Genomic DNA, 15147 nt, shown 5'->3' with positions numbered 1-15147 from the left:
ATGGAGATCCGTTATTTATCTGTACAAGAAGTTATTGCGATTAATGTAGCTATGATTCAAAAATATAGTCCTGGTGAACACGTTGGAGTCAAAGAAAGCGGCTTACTGGAATCAGCTGTTCTACGTCCACGTTCATCCGCCTTTGGTGATGATGCCTATCCTTCATTATTCGATAAAGCCACTGCTTTTTTTGAATCGTTAGGAATGAATCATCCCTTCCAAAATGCTAATAAGAGAACGGCCTTTGCATCTCTTGTTATCTTCCTACAATTGAATGGATATCGATTTATCATGAATCAGAAAGACGCTGAAGATATGACGGTTGATATGGTGAATCACAAATATTCTTTTCAAGAACTCTCTACTCTCATAAAAGAACACTGCGTGGGTAGAAAGGAATAGTAAAAACCCGACCTCATGCGGTCGGGTTTCTCATTTGGTGGAGGCGAGGGGATTTGAACCCCTGTCCGAAGACAACGCCACACAGGCTTCTACGGGTGTAGTCACAGTTTTGATGTCACCCGAGCAGCGCCCCGTAACCGGCTATGCGTTGGGTCAGCCTGATTATCTTCTTCAGCTAGCCTCAGGCGGAGACTAGACAGCGTATCCCACTATAGTTGAGCCCCTATCCCAGTCACATGGGCGATGCTGAGGAGGAGCACGCTAACAGGTTATTAAGCTGCTAAAGCGTAGGTTTGTTGTTGTTTGCCGTTTAATAGGCTTTAGCGTTGATGAAGTGGACGCGTCCCCACTACCCGCAACCCATGCTCGTACTATCCCCGTCGAATCCATAAACGCCCCCAATATCGCATAAACAGGCAAGTATTGCATCCCGTTTAGCAGTCAGACGCTCTGTCGACTTAACCAGCCTAATGAAGCAATTGCCGGTTGAAATGGATCGAGCACTAAGTTGTACTGCTTGTTCTTTACTGCTTCATAAGTATAGCACAAGATCCGCTGCTATAGCCTACTATCTTGTTGGAAGCGATGGCACCGATTACCGTGCAACCTTCTGCTTCTCACGAAGAGCACGCTGAATGTCACGCTGAGCATCCTTCTTGGCTGCACTCTCGCGTTTATCAAATTGCTTCTTCCCTTTACCGAGTCCGATCAACAGTTTTGCATACCCATTCTTCACATAGATCTTCAGGGGAACAATGGAGTATCCTTCTTGCTTGGACAAGCCGAGAAGCTTATGTATCTGAGCGCGATGCATCAGCAGCTTGCGAGTACGTGTAGGGTCCGCCGGATTACTGCGGTTACCTTGTTCAAACGGACTAATATGCATGTTATGGATGAAAATTTCACCGTTTCGAATCGTGGCGAAAGCGTCGCCTATATTCGCTTTACCCATTCGAACCGACTTAATTTCACTGCCCATCAGCACCATACCCGCTTCGAACGTATCTTCGATGAAATAGTCATGGGAAGCTTTCTTGTTCTGGGCTAGCTGTTTCCCTTCACTCTTCTTAGCCATGCTAAATCACCTCTTATCCTTTGTAGATTAAACGCGTCGGCAATAGCCATTAATCACTATTCCCGTACCTGTAAAAAAAGCAATGGACTCCTAACAGGTTACGTCAGGAATCCATTGTAACAACTTTGTGAAGCGAAATCAAGATTTCTAGAGAGGATACGGCATAAGCCAAAAATCCATGGCTCAGTGTAAACATCTTCTAGGCGTTACCTGACTCTTAAGTCCGTTTCTTTCTGACAAAAGCAGCTGTCGAATTACCGCCGCTCTTCTTCTTTTTGCGGGCTACAGAGCTTCCGCCCGTTTGACCCGAATTAGCTGCACTCGCAGCGCTGCTCTCAGAGGTTTTTTTGGATCCGGAGGAGCCTCCATTACCTGTATTGCCGGACTGTCCTCCACGGCTGGAACCGCTGCGTCCTGACCCTCCTGAACTGCTGCCGCCAATACCGCCGCGTCCGCCGCCGGAGCGCCCGCGACCACTGCCGCCGCTTCGATTACGACCGCTTGAACGATCCGGATCTTCGCCGTCATCGATAATGCCGCCTGTTCCGAGAATCGGAAGTCCCCACATATCTTTACGAACCCGAGGGGTAGCCGCAGGTTGTGTCTCACCTGGATTCGCACCGGATTCTCCACCAGAACCTTCGCTTTCATTGCCAAGCAATCGGTTCAAATTGTAATCATCCTCCGGCTTCCATGCACGGGCATCGCGGGCACTGCGTTCCGAACCCGCTTCGCCTCCGCGGGTTCCCGTGTTAGGCGTACCGCCATTTTGGCTCGGCTTATCGCCTTTGCGCCTGCGCGTGCCTTTGCTTGGCTCGCTGCCGCGTCCGCGCGGCCCTGTCGCAGCGGCGATCCCGCTGCCGCCTTGCTCACCGCCGCTGCGCACCGCACCGCCGGCTGCGCCGCTGCCGCCGCGCTGGCCTCTGCGGCGTCCCGCGCGCTCGCCTCCGCTGCCCTGCTCGCCGCTCTTCGCTCCGCGCTCGCCGCCGGCGCCCGGCGATCCGCCGCTTCGCCCGCCGCGCGCTGCGCTGCCTGCGCGCTCACCGCGGCCGCCTCGCGCACTGCCGCCGCTCCGCTCACCGCGCCCGCTGGCGCTACGCTCGCCGCGTCCGCTGCGGCCTCCGCTCCGCTCCCCGCGGCCCGCTCGCGCAAGCCCCAGCTCGCGACCGCGCTTTGCGCGCTCCACGCTTTGCGCCTTCGTCTCCGCAATCGCAAAATCAATCGTATGCTCATCCATGTTCACGCGCTCCACGCGGATTCGCAGCTCATCGCCGATGCGATACGCCTTCGACGTCCGCTCGCCAAGCAGCAGCATATGCTGCTCATGGAAATGGTAATAATCATCCGCAAGCTCGCTCAGGCGAATAAGCCCCTCGACGGTGTTCTCGAGCTCAACGAAAATACCGAAGCCCGTTACACTGCTGATAATGCCTTCGAATTCCTCGCCGACCTTATCCAGCATGTACTCACATTTCTTCAGCTTCTCCGTATCGCGCTCAGCTTCAACCGCTACACGCTCGCGCTCGGAGGATTGCTGCGCAATATCCGGCATCCTGGCTGCCAAAGCTTCGATGCGCGCCTCAGACAGCGTCCCGCCATTCTCAAACACCTCGCGCATAACGCGGTGAATGACCAAATCGGGATAACGCCGGATCGGCGAAGTAAAGTGAGAGTAGAACTCAGCGGCAAGTCCGAAATGTCCAAGACTTTGCGCATCGTACTTCGCCTGCTTCATGGAACGCAGCATGACCGTAGAGATAACCGTCTGCTCCTTCGAGCCGCGAATATCCTCCAGCAGAGTCTGGAGGGCTTTCGGATGAATTTCCATTCCGCCTTTGCCTTTAATCTTATAGCCGAAATTAGCGGCAAACTGCACGAAATGAAGCAGCTTCTCCTGATCAGGGTTTTCGTGAATCCGGTACAGGAACGGCACCTTCAGCCAGAAGAAATGCTCAGCTACCGTTTCATTCGCCGCCAGCATGAACTCTTCGATAATTTGCTCTGCTACCGACCTCTCCCGCTTCACGATATCGACTGCTTTGCCTTCAGCATCGACGATAACCTTGGATTCCACAAAATCAAAATCAATCGCGCCCCGCTTCATCCGGTGCGAACGAAGACGCATCGCAAGCTCTTCCATCAGATTGAACGTATCCACCAATTCGGCGTATCGTTCCATAACCTCCGGGTCTTTATCGGCTACGATTTTACGGACGTTCGTATAGGTCATACGCTCTTTGGTCCGAATAACGCTCGTAAATACATCATGCCGCACACGCTTCAATGTCGCTCCGTCAAATTCCATCTCGCAGGACATGGTCAAGCGGTCTACCTGCGGATTAAGCGAGCAAATTCCGTTCGACAGCCGGTGGGGCAGCATCGGAATAACCCGGTCAACCAGGTAGACGCTGCAGCCGCGGCGGTATGCTTCTTGATCAAGCGCCGAATTCTCCCGCACATAATAGCCTACATCGGCAATATGTACGCCAAGCACGTAGTTGCCGTTCTCCAGCCGCTCGATATTGACGGCATCATCGAGGTCCTTGGCATCCTCGCCATCGATCGTCACAATTACTTTACCGCGCAGATCACGGCGCCCCTGGCGGATAATCTCATCCTCCGTGATCGCGTCCGGCGCAGCTTCCGCTTCCGCCATCACATCGTCAGGGAAGCCCTCCGGAAGCTGATGCTTGCGGATAATGGACAGGATATCGATCCCCGGATCATCCTTATGACCGAGTACCTCAACGATTTCTCCTTCTGCCGCAGCATTTCCCTCCGGATACGTCACAATGCGCACGACGACCTTTTGACCGGAGACGGCGCCTTTAAATTGCGCCTGGGGAATAAAGATGTCGCGGTTAATCCGTTTATCATCCGGCAGCACGAAAGCATATGTCTCATGATTATCGAATGTTCCGACGATTTGCGTGACAGCACGCTGAACGATACGGACAACCTCGCCTTCCATCCGCCCTCCCGCTTCACTCCTTGATGTAACCTTCACGAGCACAATATCACCGTTCATCGCGCTCTTCAGATCATGCGCTCCCAAATACACATCCGGATGCTCTTTATCTTCCGGAAGCAAGAAGGCGAAGCCTTTTGCATGCGCCTGGACACGCCCGCGGAGCAGATTCATTTTCTCAGGCACGCCATATCGGTCATTGGGGGTGCGAAGGATTTTCCCTTCATCCTCAAGTGTGTTCAATAGAATTAAAAATGCCTTATATGATTCGGCATTGCCCCCGCCAAGCTTTTTATCGAGCTCCTGATATGTCATTGGCTTGTACGCCGAATCACGCATAAACTCGAGCAGCTGCTGCTCTGTTACCATTACCTCTCACCTCATGTACCGCGTTGCCGTCTTTATATGTCTGATGCAGCAGTCGGTTGATAGATTACTATATACCATATAGTATACACGAAACTGACGGCCACCATCCGCAGACGCCCCTTAAAATCGTAAAAACACATCTTTCCTTAAAAATCCGCTCTTAGTCATATTATTCCAACTTTGATGAGCATAAAAAAAAGCGGGACTCAGCCCGCTTTCATTCCGAACGTTTCGATTTAAGTTTTTACCAGGTATGCAACAATCAGAGCAGTCACGAAAAAGCCAATAGCGACACCGATTGTCAGACGCTGCAAAAATAAATCCAATCCGCGTGCTTTCTGTTTACCGAACAAGTGTTCAGCACCGCCGGAGATAGCACCCGACAACCCCGCGCTCTTTCCTTTTTGAAGAAGAACAACAGAGATCAAGCCCAACGCGAAAATGATAAGCAAAATTTTAAATGCAATTGCCATAGTTCCACCTCCTGCACAAGGAGCAAAGTTATCGTTCGCCGCTGCCTTGTCAAGAGAGGACAAGACCTAAAAACAGCATTTTTATTGTATCATAGCTTCCATCCAATTACAAGATAACTCCATTAGATGAAGCCATTCTCACGGAAGAACTCCAGGCAGATCTTCGCGCTCTCAAGCGACGAAGTCGGGAACTCCTCCTGCTCGACGATGAAATATTGAACACCCGCCTGCTCTGCAACTTTAAGCACGCTCTTCAAGTCAACGACACCTTTGCCAACTTCCGTATCGCGGCGGCCATTGCCAAAGTCCTTAAAGTGCGCAAGCGGCACACGGCCTGCATACCGGGTAATGTAGTCAACCGGCTTTTGTCCACCCATATGAATCCAGCCCAGATCAAACTCCGCGAACAGATATTCAGGCGAGACACGTTCAAGCAGCAGGTCCAGTGCAGGCTTGCCGTTCACAAGCTTAAGCTCAAAATCATGGTTGTGGTAGCCATATTGAAAGCCGGCTGCCTGTACTTGTTTGCCAGCAGCCTCCAGCGTGCGTGCCAGTTTATTGATATCTTCATCCGTTGGGTTCTCCGGCAGCGGAGCCCATGGCGTAACGATGTATTTCAAACCAAGCTCCTGCGCAAATTCAATTTCTTTGGCAAAATCAGAAGCCATCTTGTCCTGGTCACCGAAATTAAGACCCACATGAGCGGAAGGCGCTTCAAGCCCGAGCTCATCTAACAGCGCTTTCAACTCTTTGGCCGGTGTACCATAATATCCGGCGAATTCAACCGCTTTATAGCCCATCTCAGCTACTTTACGAATCGCGCCTATGAAGTCCTTCTCCGCTTGATCGCGCAGTGTATACAGTTGCAAACCAACAATCGGTTTAGCCAATGACATTCACTCCTAACAGGTTTTTAGCAAATAGGTTACTAAAAAAAGGGAGACATCGGGTCTTGCGCCCCGTTCTCTCCCCTTATTATATCGAACGCCCAACCGGAAACTACCTCCACTTTTGGGACATTCTTTTGTCATTTTGGCGTTCGAACGGTTAGCTTCCTGTATATGACGATACATTTGCTGCCTGTTCATTTGCCAAAATTGTGCTCTTACTTGCTGAAGTTTTTCAGGTTGTAGAATGCGCTTTTGCCTGCATAGATTGCAGTGGAACCCAATTCATCTTCGATGCGAAGCAATTGGTTGTATTTTGCAACGCGGTCCGTACGGGATGGAGCGCCTGTTTTGATTTGACCTGCATTAGTAGCAACTGCGATATCGGCAATTGTGCTGTCTTCGGACTCACCGGAACGGTGGGAGATAACAGCTGTGTAACCAGCGCGTTTAGCCATTTCGATTGCATCAAATGTTTCAGTAAGCGAACCGATTTGGTTTACTTTTACCAAGATGGAGTTACCAACGCCTTTATCGATACCATCAGCCAGCCGCTCAGTGTTTGTAACGAACAGATCGTCACCAACGAGCTGTACTTTGCCGCCTAGGCGGTCAGTGAGCAGTTTCCAGCCTTCCCAGTCATCTTCGGAGCAGCCGTCTTCAATCGTGATGATCGGGTATTTGTCAGCCCATGATGCAAGCAGGTCAACGAATTCAGCGGAAGTGAACGATCTGCCTTCGCCTTCAAGGTGGTATTTGCCGTCTTTATAGAACTCAGTGGAAGCAACGTCCATGCCGAGGAATACGTCAACGCCTGGTTTGTATCCCGCGCGCTCGATAGCGGAGATGATTGTCGTGATTGCTTCTTCATTGGAACCAAGGTTAGGTGCAAAACCGCCTTCGTCGCCAACTGCCGTGTTCAGGCCTTTGTCTTTCAGAACCGATTTCAGGTTGTGGAAGATTTCAGCGCCGATACGAAGCGCTTCTTTGAAGCTTTCTGCGCCAACCGGCAGAACCATGAACTCTTGAACATCAATGTTGTTGTCTGCGTGCTCGCCGCCGTTTACGATGTTCATCATCGGTACAGGAAGCGTCTTAGCGTTGAATCCGCCAAGGTATGTGTAAAGCGGTACATCCAGTGCGTCAGCAGCTGCGCGTGCAGTTGCCATGGATACCGCCAGAATTGCGTTAGCGCCCAATTTACCTTTGTTGTGCGTGCCATCAAGCTGGATCATTGTGCGGTCGATCAATACTTGGTCAAGGGAATCAAGACCAATGATTTCCGGTGCGATTACCGTGTTTACGTTGTCAACGGCTTGAAGAACGCCTTTACCGAGGTAACGGCCTTTGTCGCCGTCACGAAGCTCAACTGCTTCGTACGCACCAGTGGATGCGCCGGATGGAACGATTGCACGGCCTTTGCCGCCGGACTCCAAAATGACTTCTACTTCTACAGTCGGGTTACCGCGGGAATCAAGCACTTCGCGTGCATAAACATCAGTAATGATAGACATGTAAGAAACACTCCTTCGATTATAGTTTATCGGTATATAGCAAGCGTTAACGGCATTAACCGTTTAGCGCATGAATCATTCATGAGATACAAGTTCAGCTTTAGTTATTCAGCAATGAGCGTTGTGCCCGTCATTTCTGCCGGTTTTGTAAGCTCCATCAGGGAAAGAATCGTCGGTGCGATATCGGCAAGAATGCCGCCTTCACGCAGTTCTGCACCCTGTTTGGTTACGATAAAAGGAACGGGATTCGTCGTATGAGCCGTGAATGGACGGCCCTGCTCGTCGATGACCATATCAGCATTACCATGATCGGCTGTAATCAGACATACGCCGCCTTTGGCAAGCACAGCTTCTACGACTTTTCCGAGACACTCGTCAGTCGCTTCTACCGCCTTGATCGTTGGCAGCAGCATGCCGGAATGCCCAACCATATCCGGGTTCGCAAAGTTCAGGATTATCGTATCCTGCGTTCCAGCTTCGATCTCTTTCACAGCTGCAGCCGCTACTTCATACGCACTCATCTCAGGCTTCAAATCATAGGTAGCCACCTTCGGTGAAGGGATCAGAATACGGGTTTCGCCTGGCAGCTCCACATCACGTCCGCCGCTGAAGAAGAACGTTACATGCGGGTATTTCTCTGTTTCAGCAATACGAAGCTGTTTCTTGCCGTTCTGCACGAGAACCTCGCCAAGCGTGTTGTCCAGGTTCTTCGGCTTGTAGGCTACATAGCCGCCAACCGTCTCGCTAAAGAGAGTAAGACATACGAAGTACAAGCCCTTGGGCGCCTTCGGTCCACGGTCAAAGCCGCGGAAATCTTCATTCGTGAACACTTGCGACAGCTGGATGGAACGGTCCGGACGGAAGTTGAAGAAGATAACAGCATCTTCGGATTCAACGACTCCGACAGGCTCGCCGTCTTCTTTCACAATAACAGTCGGCATTACAAACTCGTCAAATACCGATTGCTTGTAGGATTCAACAACGGCTTCAATCGGATCCTTATATTGCGGGCCTTCGCCATAAACCATAGCGCGGTACGATTTCTCCGTACGCTCCCAACGTTTATCGCGGTCCATCGCATAATAACGCCCTTGAACCGTTGCGATTTTACCAACGCCGACCTCAGCTATTTTCGCCGTAAGCTGCTCCAGATATCCCTTTGCGCTGTCCGGTGAAACGTCGCGGCCATCGAGGAAAGCATGAATATAAACTTCGCTCAGCTCTTCCTTCTTAGCCAGATCAAGCAAAGCGAACAGATGTCCAATGTGGCTGTGAACACCGCCATCGGATAGAAGTCCGTAGAGGTGAAGCTTCTTGCCGTTTGCTTTGGCGTGACGAACGGCGCCAACCAGTGTTTCATTGTCATAAAATTCACCGTCGCGAATCGATTTGCTGATGCGCGTCAGATCCTGATATACAATACGGCCGGCACCGATGTTCAAATGGCCAACCTCGGAGTTGCCCATTTGACCTTCCGGCAAACCTACCGCTTCACCGCAAGCGGTGAGCGTTGTATGCGGATAAGCAGCCCAATAACGGTCATAGTTCGGTTTGCTGGCTTGCGCTACCGCATTGCCCGTTACATCGTTACGAAGACCAAAGCCATCCAAAATAATCAGTGCGACCGGTTTTGGAACTGACATTTACTTCGCCCCCTCGACCAGCTGAATAAAGGAAGCAGCTTCTAAGCTCGCTCCGCCTACCAAAGCACCGTCGATGTTAGGTTGACCTAAGTATTCTGCAACATTATTCGGTTTAACACTGCCGCCGTATTGAATACGAACCGCTTCAGCCGTTGCTGCATCATACAAACCGGCAACTACGCTGCGGATGTAAGCAATAACGTCTTCTGCATCAGCAGATGTCGAGGATTTACCTGTACCGATTGCCCAGATTGGCTCATACGCGATAACCACTTGAACTGCTTGTGCTGCGGAGATGCCTTGGAAAGCAGCTTCTGTCTGCACTTTGCAAACATCCTTCGTTTGATCCGCTTCGCGCTCTTCAAGCTTCTCGCCTACGCATACGATTGGAGTCAAGCCATGCTTGAAGGCCGCATGAACTTTCTTGTTCACGATCTCATCCGATTCCGCGAAGTAAGCGCGGCGCTCGGAGTGACCGATAATTACATATTGCACGCCGAGATCCTTCAGCATAACGCCGCTGATCTCACCTGTGAACGCACCGTTATCTTCAAAATGAAGATTTTGCGCGCCAATTGCAATCGTTGTTCCTTTAGCTGCTTCCACAAGCGCTGGAAGTGTAGTGAATGGAGCACAGATGACCGCTTCTACTCCGTCAATCTCTGCTTTGCCTTTTACATCAGCGAAGAAAGCTGCCGCTTCGGAAACGGTTTTAAACATTTTCCAGTTACCCGCAATAATCGGTTTACGCATGTTCATAGCCTCCTAAAAACTTTGTGCTAAAGCCTACTTATCGTTCAGTGCAACAACGCCCGGAAGCGCTTTGCCTTCCATGAATTCAAGGGATGCGCCGCCGCCTGTGGAGATGTGGTCCATTTGGTCAGCAAGGCCGAATTTCTCAGCTGCTGCTGCAGAATCGCCGCCGCCAATAACCGTATAACCGGAAGTTTCTGCACAAGCTTGTGCAACCGCACGTGTTCCGTGTGAGAAAGGCTCAATTTCGAATACGCCCATCGGCCCGTTCCAAACAACCAGTTTGGAGTTCTTGATAACGTCTGCATAAAGCTCACGGGTTTTCGGTCCGATGTCGATACCTTCCCAGTCAGCAGGAATGCCATCTACGTCTACGATCTTCGTGTTCGCGTTCGCACTGAAATCATCAGAAACGACAATATCAACCGGAATCAGGAAGTTTTTGCCGAGCTTCTTTGCTTTCTCGATGAATTCAAGAGCCAGATCAAGCTTGCTGTTATCTACAAGGGATTGACCGATTTCATGGCCCTGCGCTTTGAAGAAGGTATAGGACAGCCCGCCGCCGATCAGGATGTTATCCGCGATTTCGATCATTTTATTGATAACGTCGATTTTGTCCTTTACTTTGGATCCGCCGACAATTGCTGTGAACGGGCGCTCTGGGTTCAGAAGTGCGCGGCCCAGCACGTCAAGCTCTTTCTCCATCAGCAAGCCGGATACGGCTGGGAGGAAATGCGCAATGCCTTCTGTCGAAGCATGCGCACGGTGAGCGGCACCGAAGGCATCATTGACGAACAGATCAGCAAGCTCAGCGAATGCTTTGGCAAGTGCCGGATCATTAATCTCTTCGCCTTCATTAAAACGAACGTTCTCAAGCAGAAGCACGTCGCCTTCGTTCAAGGTAGCAACCTGTGCTTTTACAGCGTCTCCAACGACTTCATCGGCCTTTGTAACCGGTTTGCCAAGCAGCTCAGCAAGACGGGCAGCAGCGGCGGTCAAACGAAGCTCTTCAACAACTTGTCCTTTTGGACGGCCCATGTGGCTCGCCAAAATAACCTTAGCACCATTTTCGATCAAATGTTTGATCGTTGGCAAGGTTTCGCGGATACGAGTATCATCCGTAATTGAGCCGTTCTCCATCGGTACGTTAAAGTCTACACGCACAAAAACACGTTTCCCGGATACTTCAACGTCACGTACACTCTTCTTGTTCATTAGTGCAGCCTCCCAGTGTAGACGACCTTCCAAGCGTCCAAAGGTCTTCCTATATTAAAAGCTCTTCAACCTATCCTTACCCGCCATTCCGTGCAGTTTCAACCAACTCACGCCAGCGGGTTTATATGTTTTTGTTGGCGCTCTTGTTTTTTGCTCTTGTACTAGGTTTTGTTCTAGGTTTTGCACTAGATCTTGCACTTAAAAGGTTGCTCTTTTTCGATACGCCACGTCTCGAAAAGAGAGTCTTTCCAGCATTTGCGCCGCATTAAAGCCTTGTCCTGGTGCAGCCAAAGGCGGAGCCGGGACAAAAGCGTGCCATGCGCAAACTGCCGCGAAGGAGCTACCACAAGTAGCTCCTTCGACGAATATTGGGTGTCCAGAGGGGAACCCCCTAAGTCCCCCTTTGCAAGGGGGACTTAGGGGGTTAGCTTTTATTTTACAGGCCTTTACCTGCGATAAATCCGCAAAGATCTACCACACGGTTGGAGTAGCCCCACTCGTTGTCATACCAAGAAATAACTTTAACCATGTTGCCTTCAACAACCATAGTCGACAAAGCATCGATTGTGGAGGAAGCTGGGTCGCCGTTGTAGTCGCTTGATACAAGCGGCTCATCGGAGTAGTTAAGGATGCCTTTCAAAGGACCTTCGGAAGCTTCTTTGAATGCTGCGTTAATTTCTTCAACCGTAACGCTGGATTTCAATTCAGCAACAAGATCAGTTACGGAAACGTTAGGTGTAGGTACACGCATTGCCATACCGTTCAATTTGCCTTTAAGCTCAGGCAATACCAGGGATACCGCTTTTGCTGCGCCAGTGGATGAAGGAATGATGTTTTCTGCGGCAGCACGAGCACGGCGCAGGTCTTTATGTGGAACGTCAAGTACGGATTGATCGTTTGTGTAGGAGTGAATTGTAGTCATCATACCTTTAACGATTCCGAATTTGTCGTTAAGAACTTTTGCGAAAGGAGCAAGACAGTTTGTCGTACATGAAGCGTTGGAGATGATTGTGTGAGCGGAAGCATCGTATTTGTCTTCGTTAACGCCCATTACGATTGTGATATCTTCATTAGTTGCAGGAGCGGAGATGATAACTTTTTTAGCTCCGCCTTTAAGGTGAAGTTCAGCTTTTTCTTTCGCTGTGAAAATACCTGTGGATTCGATTACGATTTCTACGCCTTCTTGTCCCCAAGGAAGATTTTCCGGGTTGCGTTCAGCAAATACTTTGATTTCACGGCCGTTTACGATCAACGCGCCTTCTTTAGCTTCAACTGTTGCATCCAGTTGACCATGAGTTGTGTCATATTTAAGCAGGTGAGCCAGCGTGTTTGTGTCTGTCAAATCGTTAACAGCCACCACTTGTACGTCTTTGTTGTTCAGAGCTGCGCGGAATACGTTACGGCCGATACGTCCAAAACCATTAATACCAACTTTTACCATTTTATTCTTCCTCCTAGGCATGATTTCTCTTACATTTATCTCAAGACGGGATATGTAAGGCATATAGCCCCTAATATCCGTCATGATCACCAATTATGTGGGATTTGAACCCTGTTCTTTATCCATTATTGCAGCCAGTTCCATTGCGGCGGCTTCATCTGTAACCAGCACGTCGTCATGACCGAAACGCATGACTGCGGCGATAGCCTCCGCTTTATCTTGACCGCCTGCTATGGCAATAACGACTTCTGTTTCCATGATGTCTTCCAGCCGTAAGCCTGCAGTAAGCATCTTGTGTACAACGGCACCTTTTCTGTCAAAATAATAACCAAAGGATTCCGCCAGCGCACCTTCTGCTTTCATCGCTTCAATAACAGTGGCATCCACACGTCTTCGCCTTGCCATAACCATAGCGTCCCCGATCCCGTGGATGACGATGCGGGCTTTGCGGATGACTTCCACAATTTCCCTGACATTCGGCTCCTGCATGAGCGATGTGTAAGCTTCTTCCCCCAGATGATCCGGAACATGCAGCATTCTGTATTGAGCGCCTGTCCGTTTCGCCATTGTAGAGGCTATTGTGTTTGCCTGGTAATCCAAGCTCTCTCCGAGTCCGCCTCTTGCCGGAACAAACCAGTTTCCCTTAAGCGGCGTTTGCGACGTCAATTGATTCGCTACCTGGGCGATCGTAGAACCGCCTGTTACTGCGACTACATCATCTTTGCCCATCACCTTGCGCAGTACAGCACAGCCTGCTCTGCCGAGCTCCCGCTTCGAGTGAAGGGAATTCTCGGAGTCGCCAGCGACGATGACCACCTGCTTCAAGCCGTAATATTTGCGTATGCGCTCCTCAAGCTCAGAGAGACCGAACATAATTTTGTATAGCGGCTCCATTTCCTCAATCAGCCGTTTTCCCGAGTCACTGATCCGCATTCCTGCAGCATCAATGATGAGAAGTTCCTGCGACTTGAGAAAATCCGTTTCTGCCCGCAGTACGCGCTCCGTCATATCAAGCGAAGCGGCAAGCGACCGGCGTCCTATTGATTCCGACAGCATGACCTGACGGAGAATGAGGTACCGTTTTCTCATGACAACGAGCAAATCTGGCAGAAGTTGCTGTTGTATTTCGATGAGAGACTGCATCTTTCAACATCAACTCCAATTGCCGAACGAGCTGCCATTTCGTTGGACTAATAATGTCCCACATGCGCTTTTTAAGTCCCACATTTATTGTAACCCAAACTTCCGGCAGGAGCAAGCCGGGTTTTGCTAATGGAATCGCTTACCGTCACGATTTACACAAATTTTTCTTTTCCAAACCGCTTGCTTTTCTCAGTTCTATCACATATAATTATCTTCGCTGTCACTTGCGCCCGTGGTCCAATGGATATGACGTAGGCCTCCGGAGCCTGAGATCGAGGTTCAATTCCTCGCGGGCGCGCCAAAATAACAATAATAGCTTACCCAATAGGAGAACCGTTCGATGAAATTGAATGGTTTTTTTTTTGCCGTTTAGAGGCACTGCAGCGCTATAATAATTTGTGTTTGACCTTCTTTGACTTTTAAATCCGAATCCGTTATGATGTGGTTACAAGGCCAATTCATCCATTCTTGTTGTTCAAGAAGCTATAGCACAAAAAGCCCAGAACATGCTTTTGAAGCAAGCTTTTTGTCTGCAAGGTCATGTTTCAAGCAGCAACACCACAAAAAGCTTAGCTTATGCTTACGTTGCTAGCTTTTTGCCGGCAATGAAGGTTTTCAAGCAGCAACACCACAAAAAGCTCTTAGGAGGGACTTACAATGGAAATGAATTTCGTACCTATGGTTATTGAGCAGAGCAACCGCGGAGAACGTGCTTACGATATCTACTCCCGTTTGCTGAAGGATCGGATTGTTTTTCTTGGAACGCCGGTTAACGATATGGTTGCCAATTCCATTATCGCTCAGTTCTTGTTCCTTGCAGCTGATGATCCGGAGAAAGATATTTCCCTTTACATCAATAGCCCTGGCGGTTCCGTTTCAGCGGGTCTCGCCATTTTTGATACGATGCAATTCATTAAACCGGATGTATCGACGATCTGTGTCGGTATGGCCGCTTCTATGGGCGCATTCCTGCTCGCAGCTGGTGCCAAAGGCAAACGCTATGCACTGCCAAACAGTGAAGTTATGATTCACCAACCGCTCGGCGGCGCGCAAGGCCAAGCAAGTGATATTGAAATTCGCGCGAAACACATCTTAAAAACACGCGATACACTCAATAACATCTTGGCAGAACGCACAGGTCAGCCGCTTGAGAAAATCGAACGAGATACAGACCGCGATTACTTCATGTCTGCAGCGGATGCAGCAGCTTACGGACTCGTTGATAAAGTCATCGAGAAACTATAATATAGCTTTCTACTTAACA

12 protein-coding genes, 1 tRNA gene and 1 other RNA gene are annotated in these 15147 nt (G+C 50.0%); 3 read left to right on the top strand and 11 right to left on the bottom strand.

From position 1 onward, the window contains the following. Positions 1–402 (top strand): type II toxin-antitoxin system death-on-curing family toxin, encoded by a 402-nt coding sequence (locus tag ACFPYJ_RS23255; protein WP_379190616.1) that lies wholly within the window; start codon positions 1–3, stop codon positions 400–402. Between the two features lie 35 nt (positions 403–437). Here ACFPYJ_RS23255 and ssrA read toward each other — a convergent pair. The 11 genes from ssrA to ACFPYJ_RS23200 all read right to left on the bottom strand — a co-directional run bounded on the left by ssrA (position 438) and on the right by ACFPYJ_RS23200 (position 13883). Continuing rightward, positions 438–802, bottom strand: a transfer-messenger RNA (tmRNA) gene (gene ssrA, locus ACFPYJ_RS23250). A 195-nt stretch (positions 803–997) separates the two neighbouring features. Then, entirely contained in the window at positions 998–1477 is a 480-nt protein-coding gene (gene smpB, locus ACFPYJ_RS23245) for an SsrA-binding protein SmpB (RefSeq protein ID WP_379190615.1), read from the bottom strand. 217 nt (positions 1478–1694) lie between these two features. Further along, complete coding sequence (gene rnr / locus ACFPYJ_RS23240) at positions 1695–4814, bottom strand: ribonuclease R (protein WP_379190614.1); 3120 nt, start codon at positions 4812–4814, stop codon at positions 1695–1697. Between the two features lie 236 nt (positions 4815–5050). Then, positions 5051–5287: a preprotein translocase subunit SecG gene (secG, locus tag ACFPYJ_RS23235; RefSeq protein ID WP_379190613.1), complete on the bottom strand. Its 237-nt coding sequence runs from the start codon at positions 5285–5287 to the stop codon at positions 5051–5053. Between the two features lie 122 nt (positions 5288–5409). Beyond that, the gene (locus tag ACFPYJ_RS23230) at positions 5410–6183 is read right to left on the bottom strand and encodes a sugar phosphate isomerase/epimerase family protein (RefSeq protein ID WP_379190612.1); all 774 of its coding nucleotides are present in this window, start codon (positions 6181–6183) and stop codon (positions 5410–5412) included. A 209-nt stretch (positions 6184–6392) separates the two neighbouring features. Further along, entirely contained in the window at positions 6393–7688 is a 1296-nt protein-coding gene (gene eno / locus ACFPYJ_RS23225) for a phosphopyruvate hydratase (RefSeq protein ID WP_379190611.1), read from the bottom strand. 104 nt (positions 7689–7792) lie between these two features. Continuing rightward, the gene (gene gpmI / locus ACFPYJ_RS23220) at positions 7793–9331 is read right to left on the bottom strand and encodes a 2,3-bisphosphoglycerate-independent phosphoglycerate mutase (RefSeq protein WP_379190610.1); all 1539 of its coding nucleotides are present in this window, start codon (positions 9329–9331) and stop codon (positions 7793–7795) included. Beyond that, positions 9332–10084, bottom strand: coding sequence for a triose-phosphate isomerase (gene tpiA, locus ACFPYJ_RS23215; protein ID WP_379190609.1), 753 nt, complete (start codon positions 10082–10084; stop codon positions 9332–9334). A gap of 33 nt (positions 10085–10117) precedes the next feature. Next, positions 10118–11299 (bottom strand): phosphoglycerate kinase, encoded by a 1182-nt coding sequence (locus tag ACFPYJ_RS23210; RefSeq protein ID WP_379190608.1) that lies wholly within the window; start codon positions 11297–11299, stop codon positions 10118–10120. 436 nt (positions 11300–11735) lie between these two features. Next, positions 11736–12740, bottom strand: coding sequence for a type I glyceraldehyde-3-phosphate dehydrogenase (gene gap / locus ACFPYJ_RS23205; RefSeq protein WP_379190607.1), 1005 nt, complete (start codon positions 12738–12740; stop codon positions 11736–11738). Positions 12741–12833: 93 nt separating this feature from the next. Next, positions 12834–13883, bottom strand: coding sequence for a sugar-binding transcriptional regulator (locus ACFPYJ_RS23200; RefSeq protein ID WP_379190605.1), 1050 nt, complete (start codon positions 13881–13883; stop codon positions 12834–12836). Positions 13884–14109: 226 nt separating this feature from the next. Here ACFPYJ_RS23200 and ACFPYJ_RS23195 point away from each other — a divergent pair. Both ACFPYJ_RS23195 and clpP read left to right on the top strand, forming a co-directional pair. Next, positions 14110–14184, top strand: a tRNA-Arg gene (locus tag ACFPYJ_RS23195). Between the two features lie 362 nt (positions 14185–14546). Further along, on the top strand, positions 14547–15128 hold the full coding sequence (gene clpP, locus ACFPYJ_RS23190) for an ATP-dependent Clp endopeptidase proteolytic subunit ClpP (protein ID WP_379190634.1): 582 nt from the start codon (positions 14547–14549) through the stop codon (positions 15126–15128). Positions 15129–15147 lie beyond the last annotated feature (19 nt).

Origin of the sequence: Paenibacillus solisilvae (assembly GCF_042656405.1) — a bacterium.
Lineage (GTDB): Bacteria > Bacillota > Bacilli > Paenibacillales > Paenibacillaceae > Paenibacillus_Z > Paenibacillus_Z solisilvae.
The sequence above is the reverse complement of the archived record's forward strand: the minus strand, read 5'-3'. Positions and strand labels throughout refer to the sequence as shown.

Excerpts from the sequence above, each read along its gene's own strand:
- ACFPYJ_RS23255 (WP_379190616.1), top strand. The coding sequence starts at position 1 with ATGGAGATCCGTTATTTATCTGTACAAGAAGTTATTGCGATTAATGTA.
- smpB (WP_379190615.1), bottom strand. The coding sequence starts at position 1,477 with ATGGCTAAGAAGAGTGAAGGGAAACAGCTAGCCCAGAACAAGAAAGCT.
- rnr (WP_379190614.1), bottom strand. The coding sequence starts at position 4,814 with ATGGTAACAGAGCAGCAGCTGCTCGAGTTTATGCGTGATTCGGCGTAC.
- secG (WP_379190613.1), bottom strand. The coding sequence starts at position 5,287 with ATGGCAATTGCATTTAAAATTTTGCTTATCATTTTCGCGTTGGGCTTG.
- ACFPYJ_RS23230 (WP_379190612.1), bottom strand. The coding sequence starts at position 6,183 with ATGTCATTGGCTAAACCGATTGTTGGTTTGCAACTGTATACACTGCGC.
- eno (WP_379190611.1), bottom strand. The coding sequence starts at position 7,688 with ATGTCTATCATTACTGATGTTTATGCACGCGAAGTGCTTGATTCCCGC.
- gpmI (WP_379190610.1), bottom strand. The coding sequence starts at position 9,331 with ATGTCAGTTCCAAAACCGGTCGCACTGATTATTTTGGATGGCTTTGGT.
- tpiA (WP_379190609.1), bottom strand. The coding sequence starts at position 10,084 with ATGCGTAAACCGATTATTGCGGGTAACTGGAAAATGTTTAAAACCGTT.
- ACFPYJ_RS23210 (WP_379190608.1), bottom strand. The coding sequence starts at position 11,299 with ATGAACAAGAAGAGTGTACGTGACGTTGAAGTATCCGGGAAACGTGTT.
- gap (WP_379190607.1), bottom strand. The coding sequence starts at position 12,740 with ATGGTAAAAGTTGGTATTAATGGTTTTGGACGTATCGGCCGTAACGTA.
- ACFPYJ_RS23200 (WP_379190605.1), bottom strand. The coding sequence starts at position 13,883 with ATGCAGTCTCTCATCGAAATACAACAGCAACTTCTGCCAGATTTGCTC.
- clpP (WP_379190634.1), top strand. The coding sequence starts at position 14,547 with ATGAATTTCGTACCTATGGTTATTGAGCAGAGCAACCGCGGAGAACGT.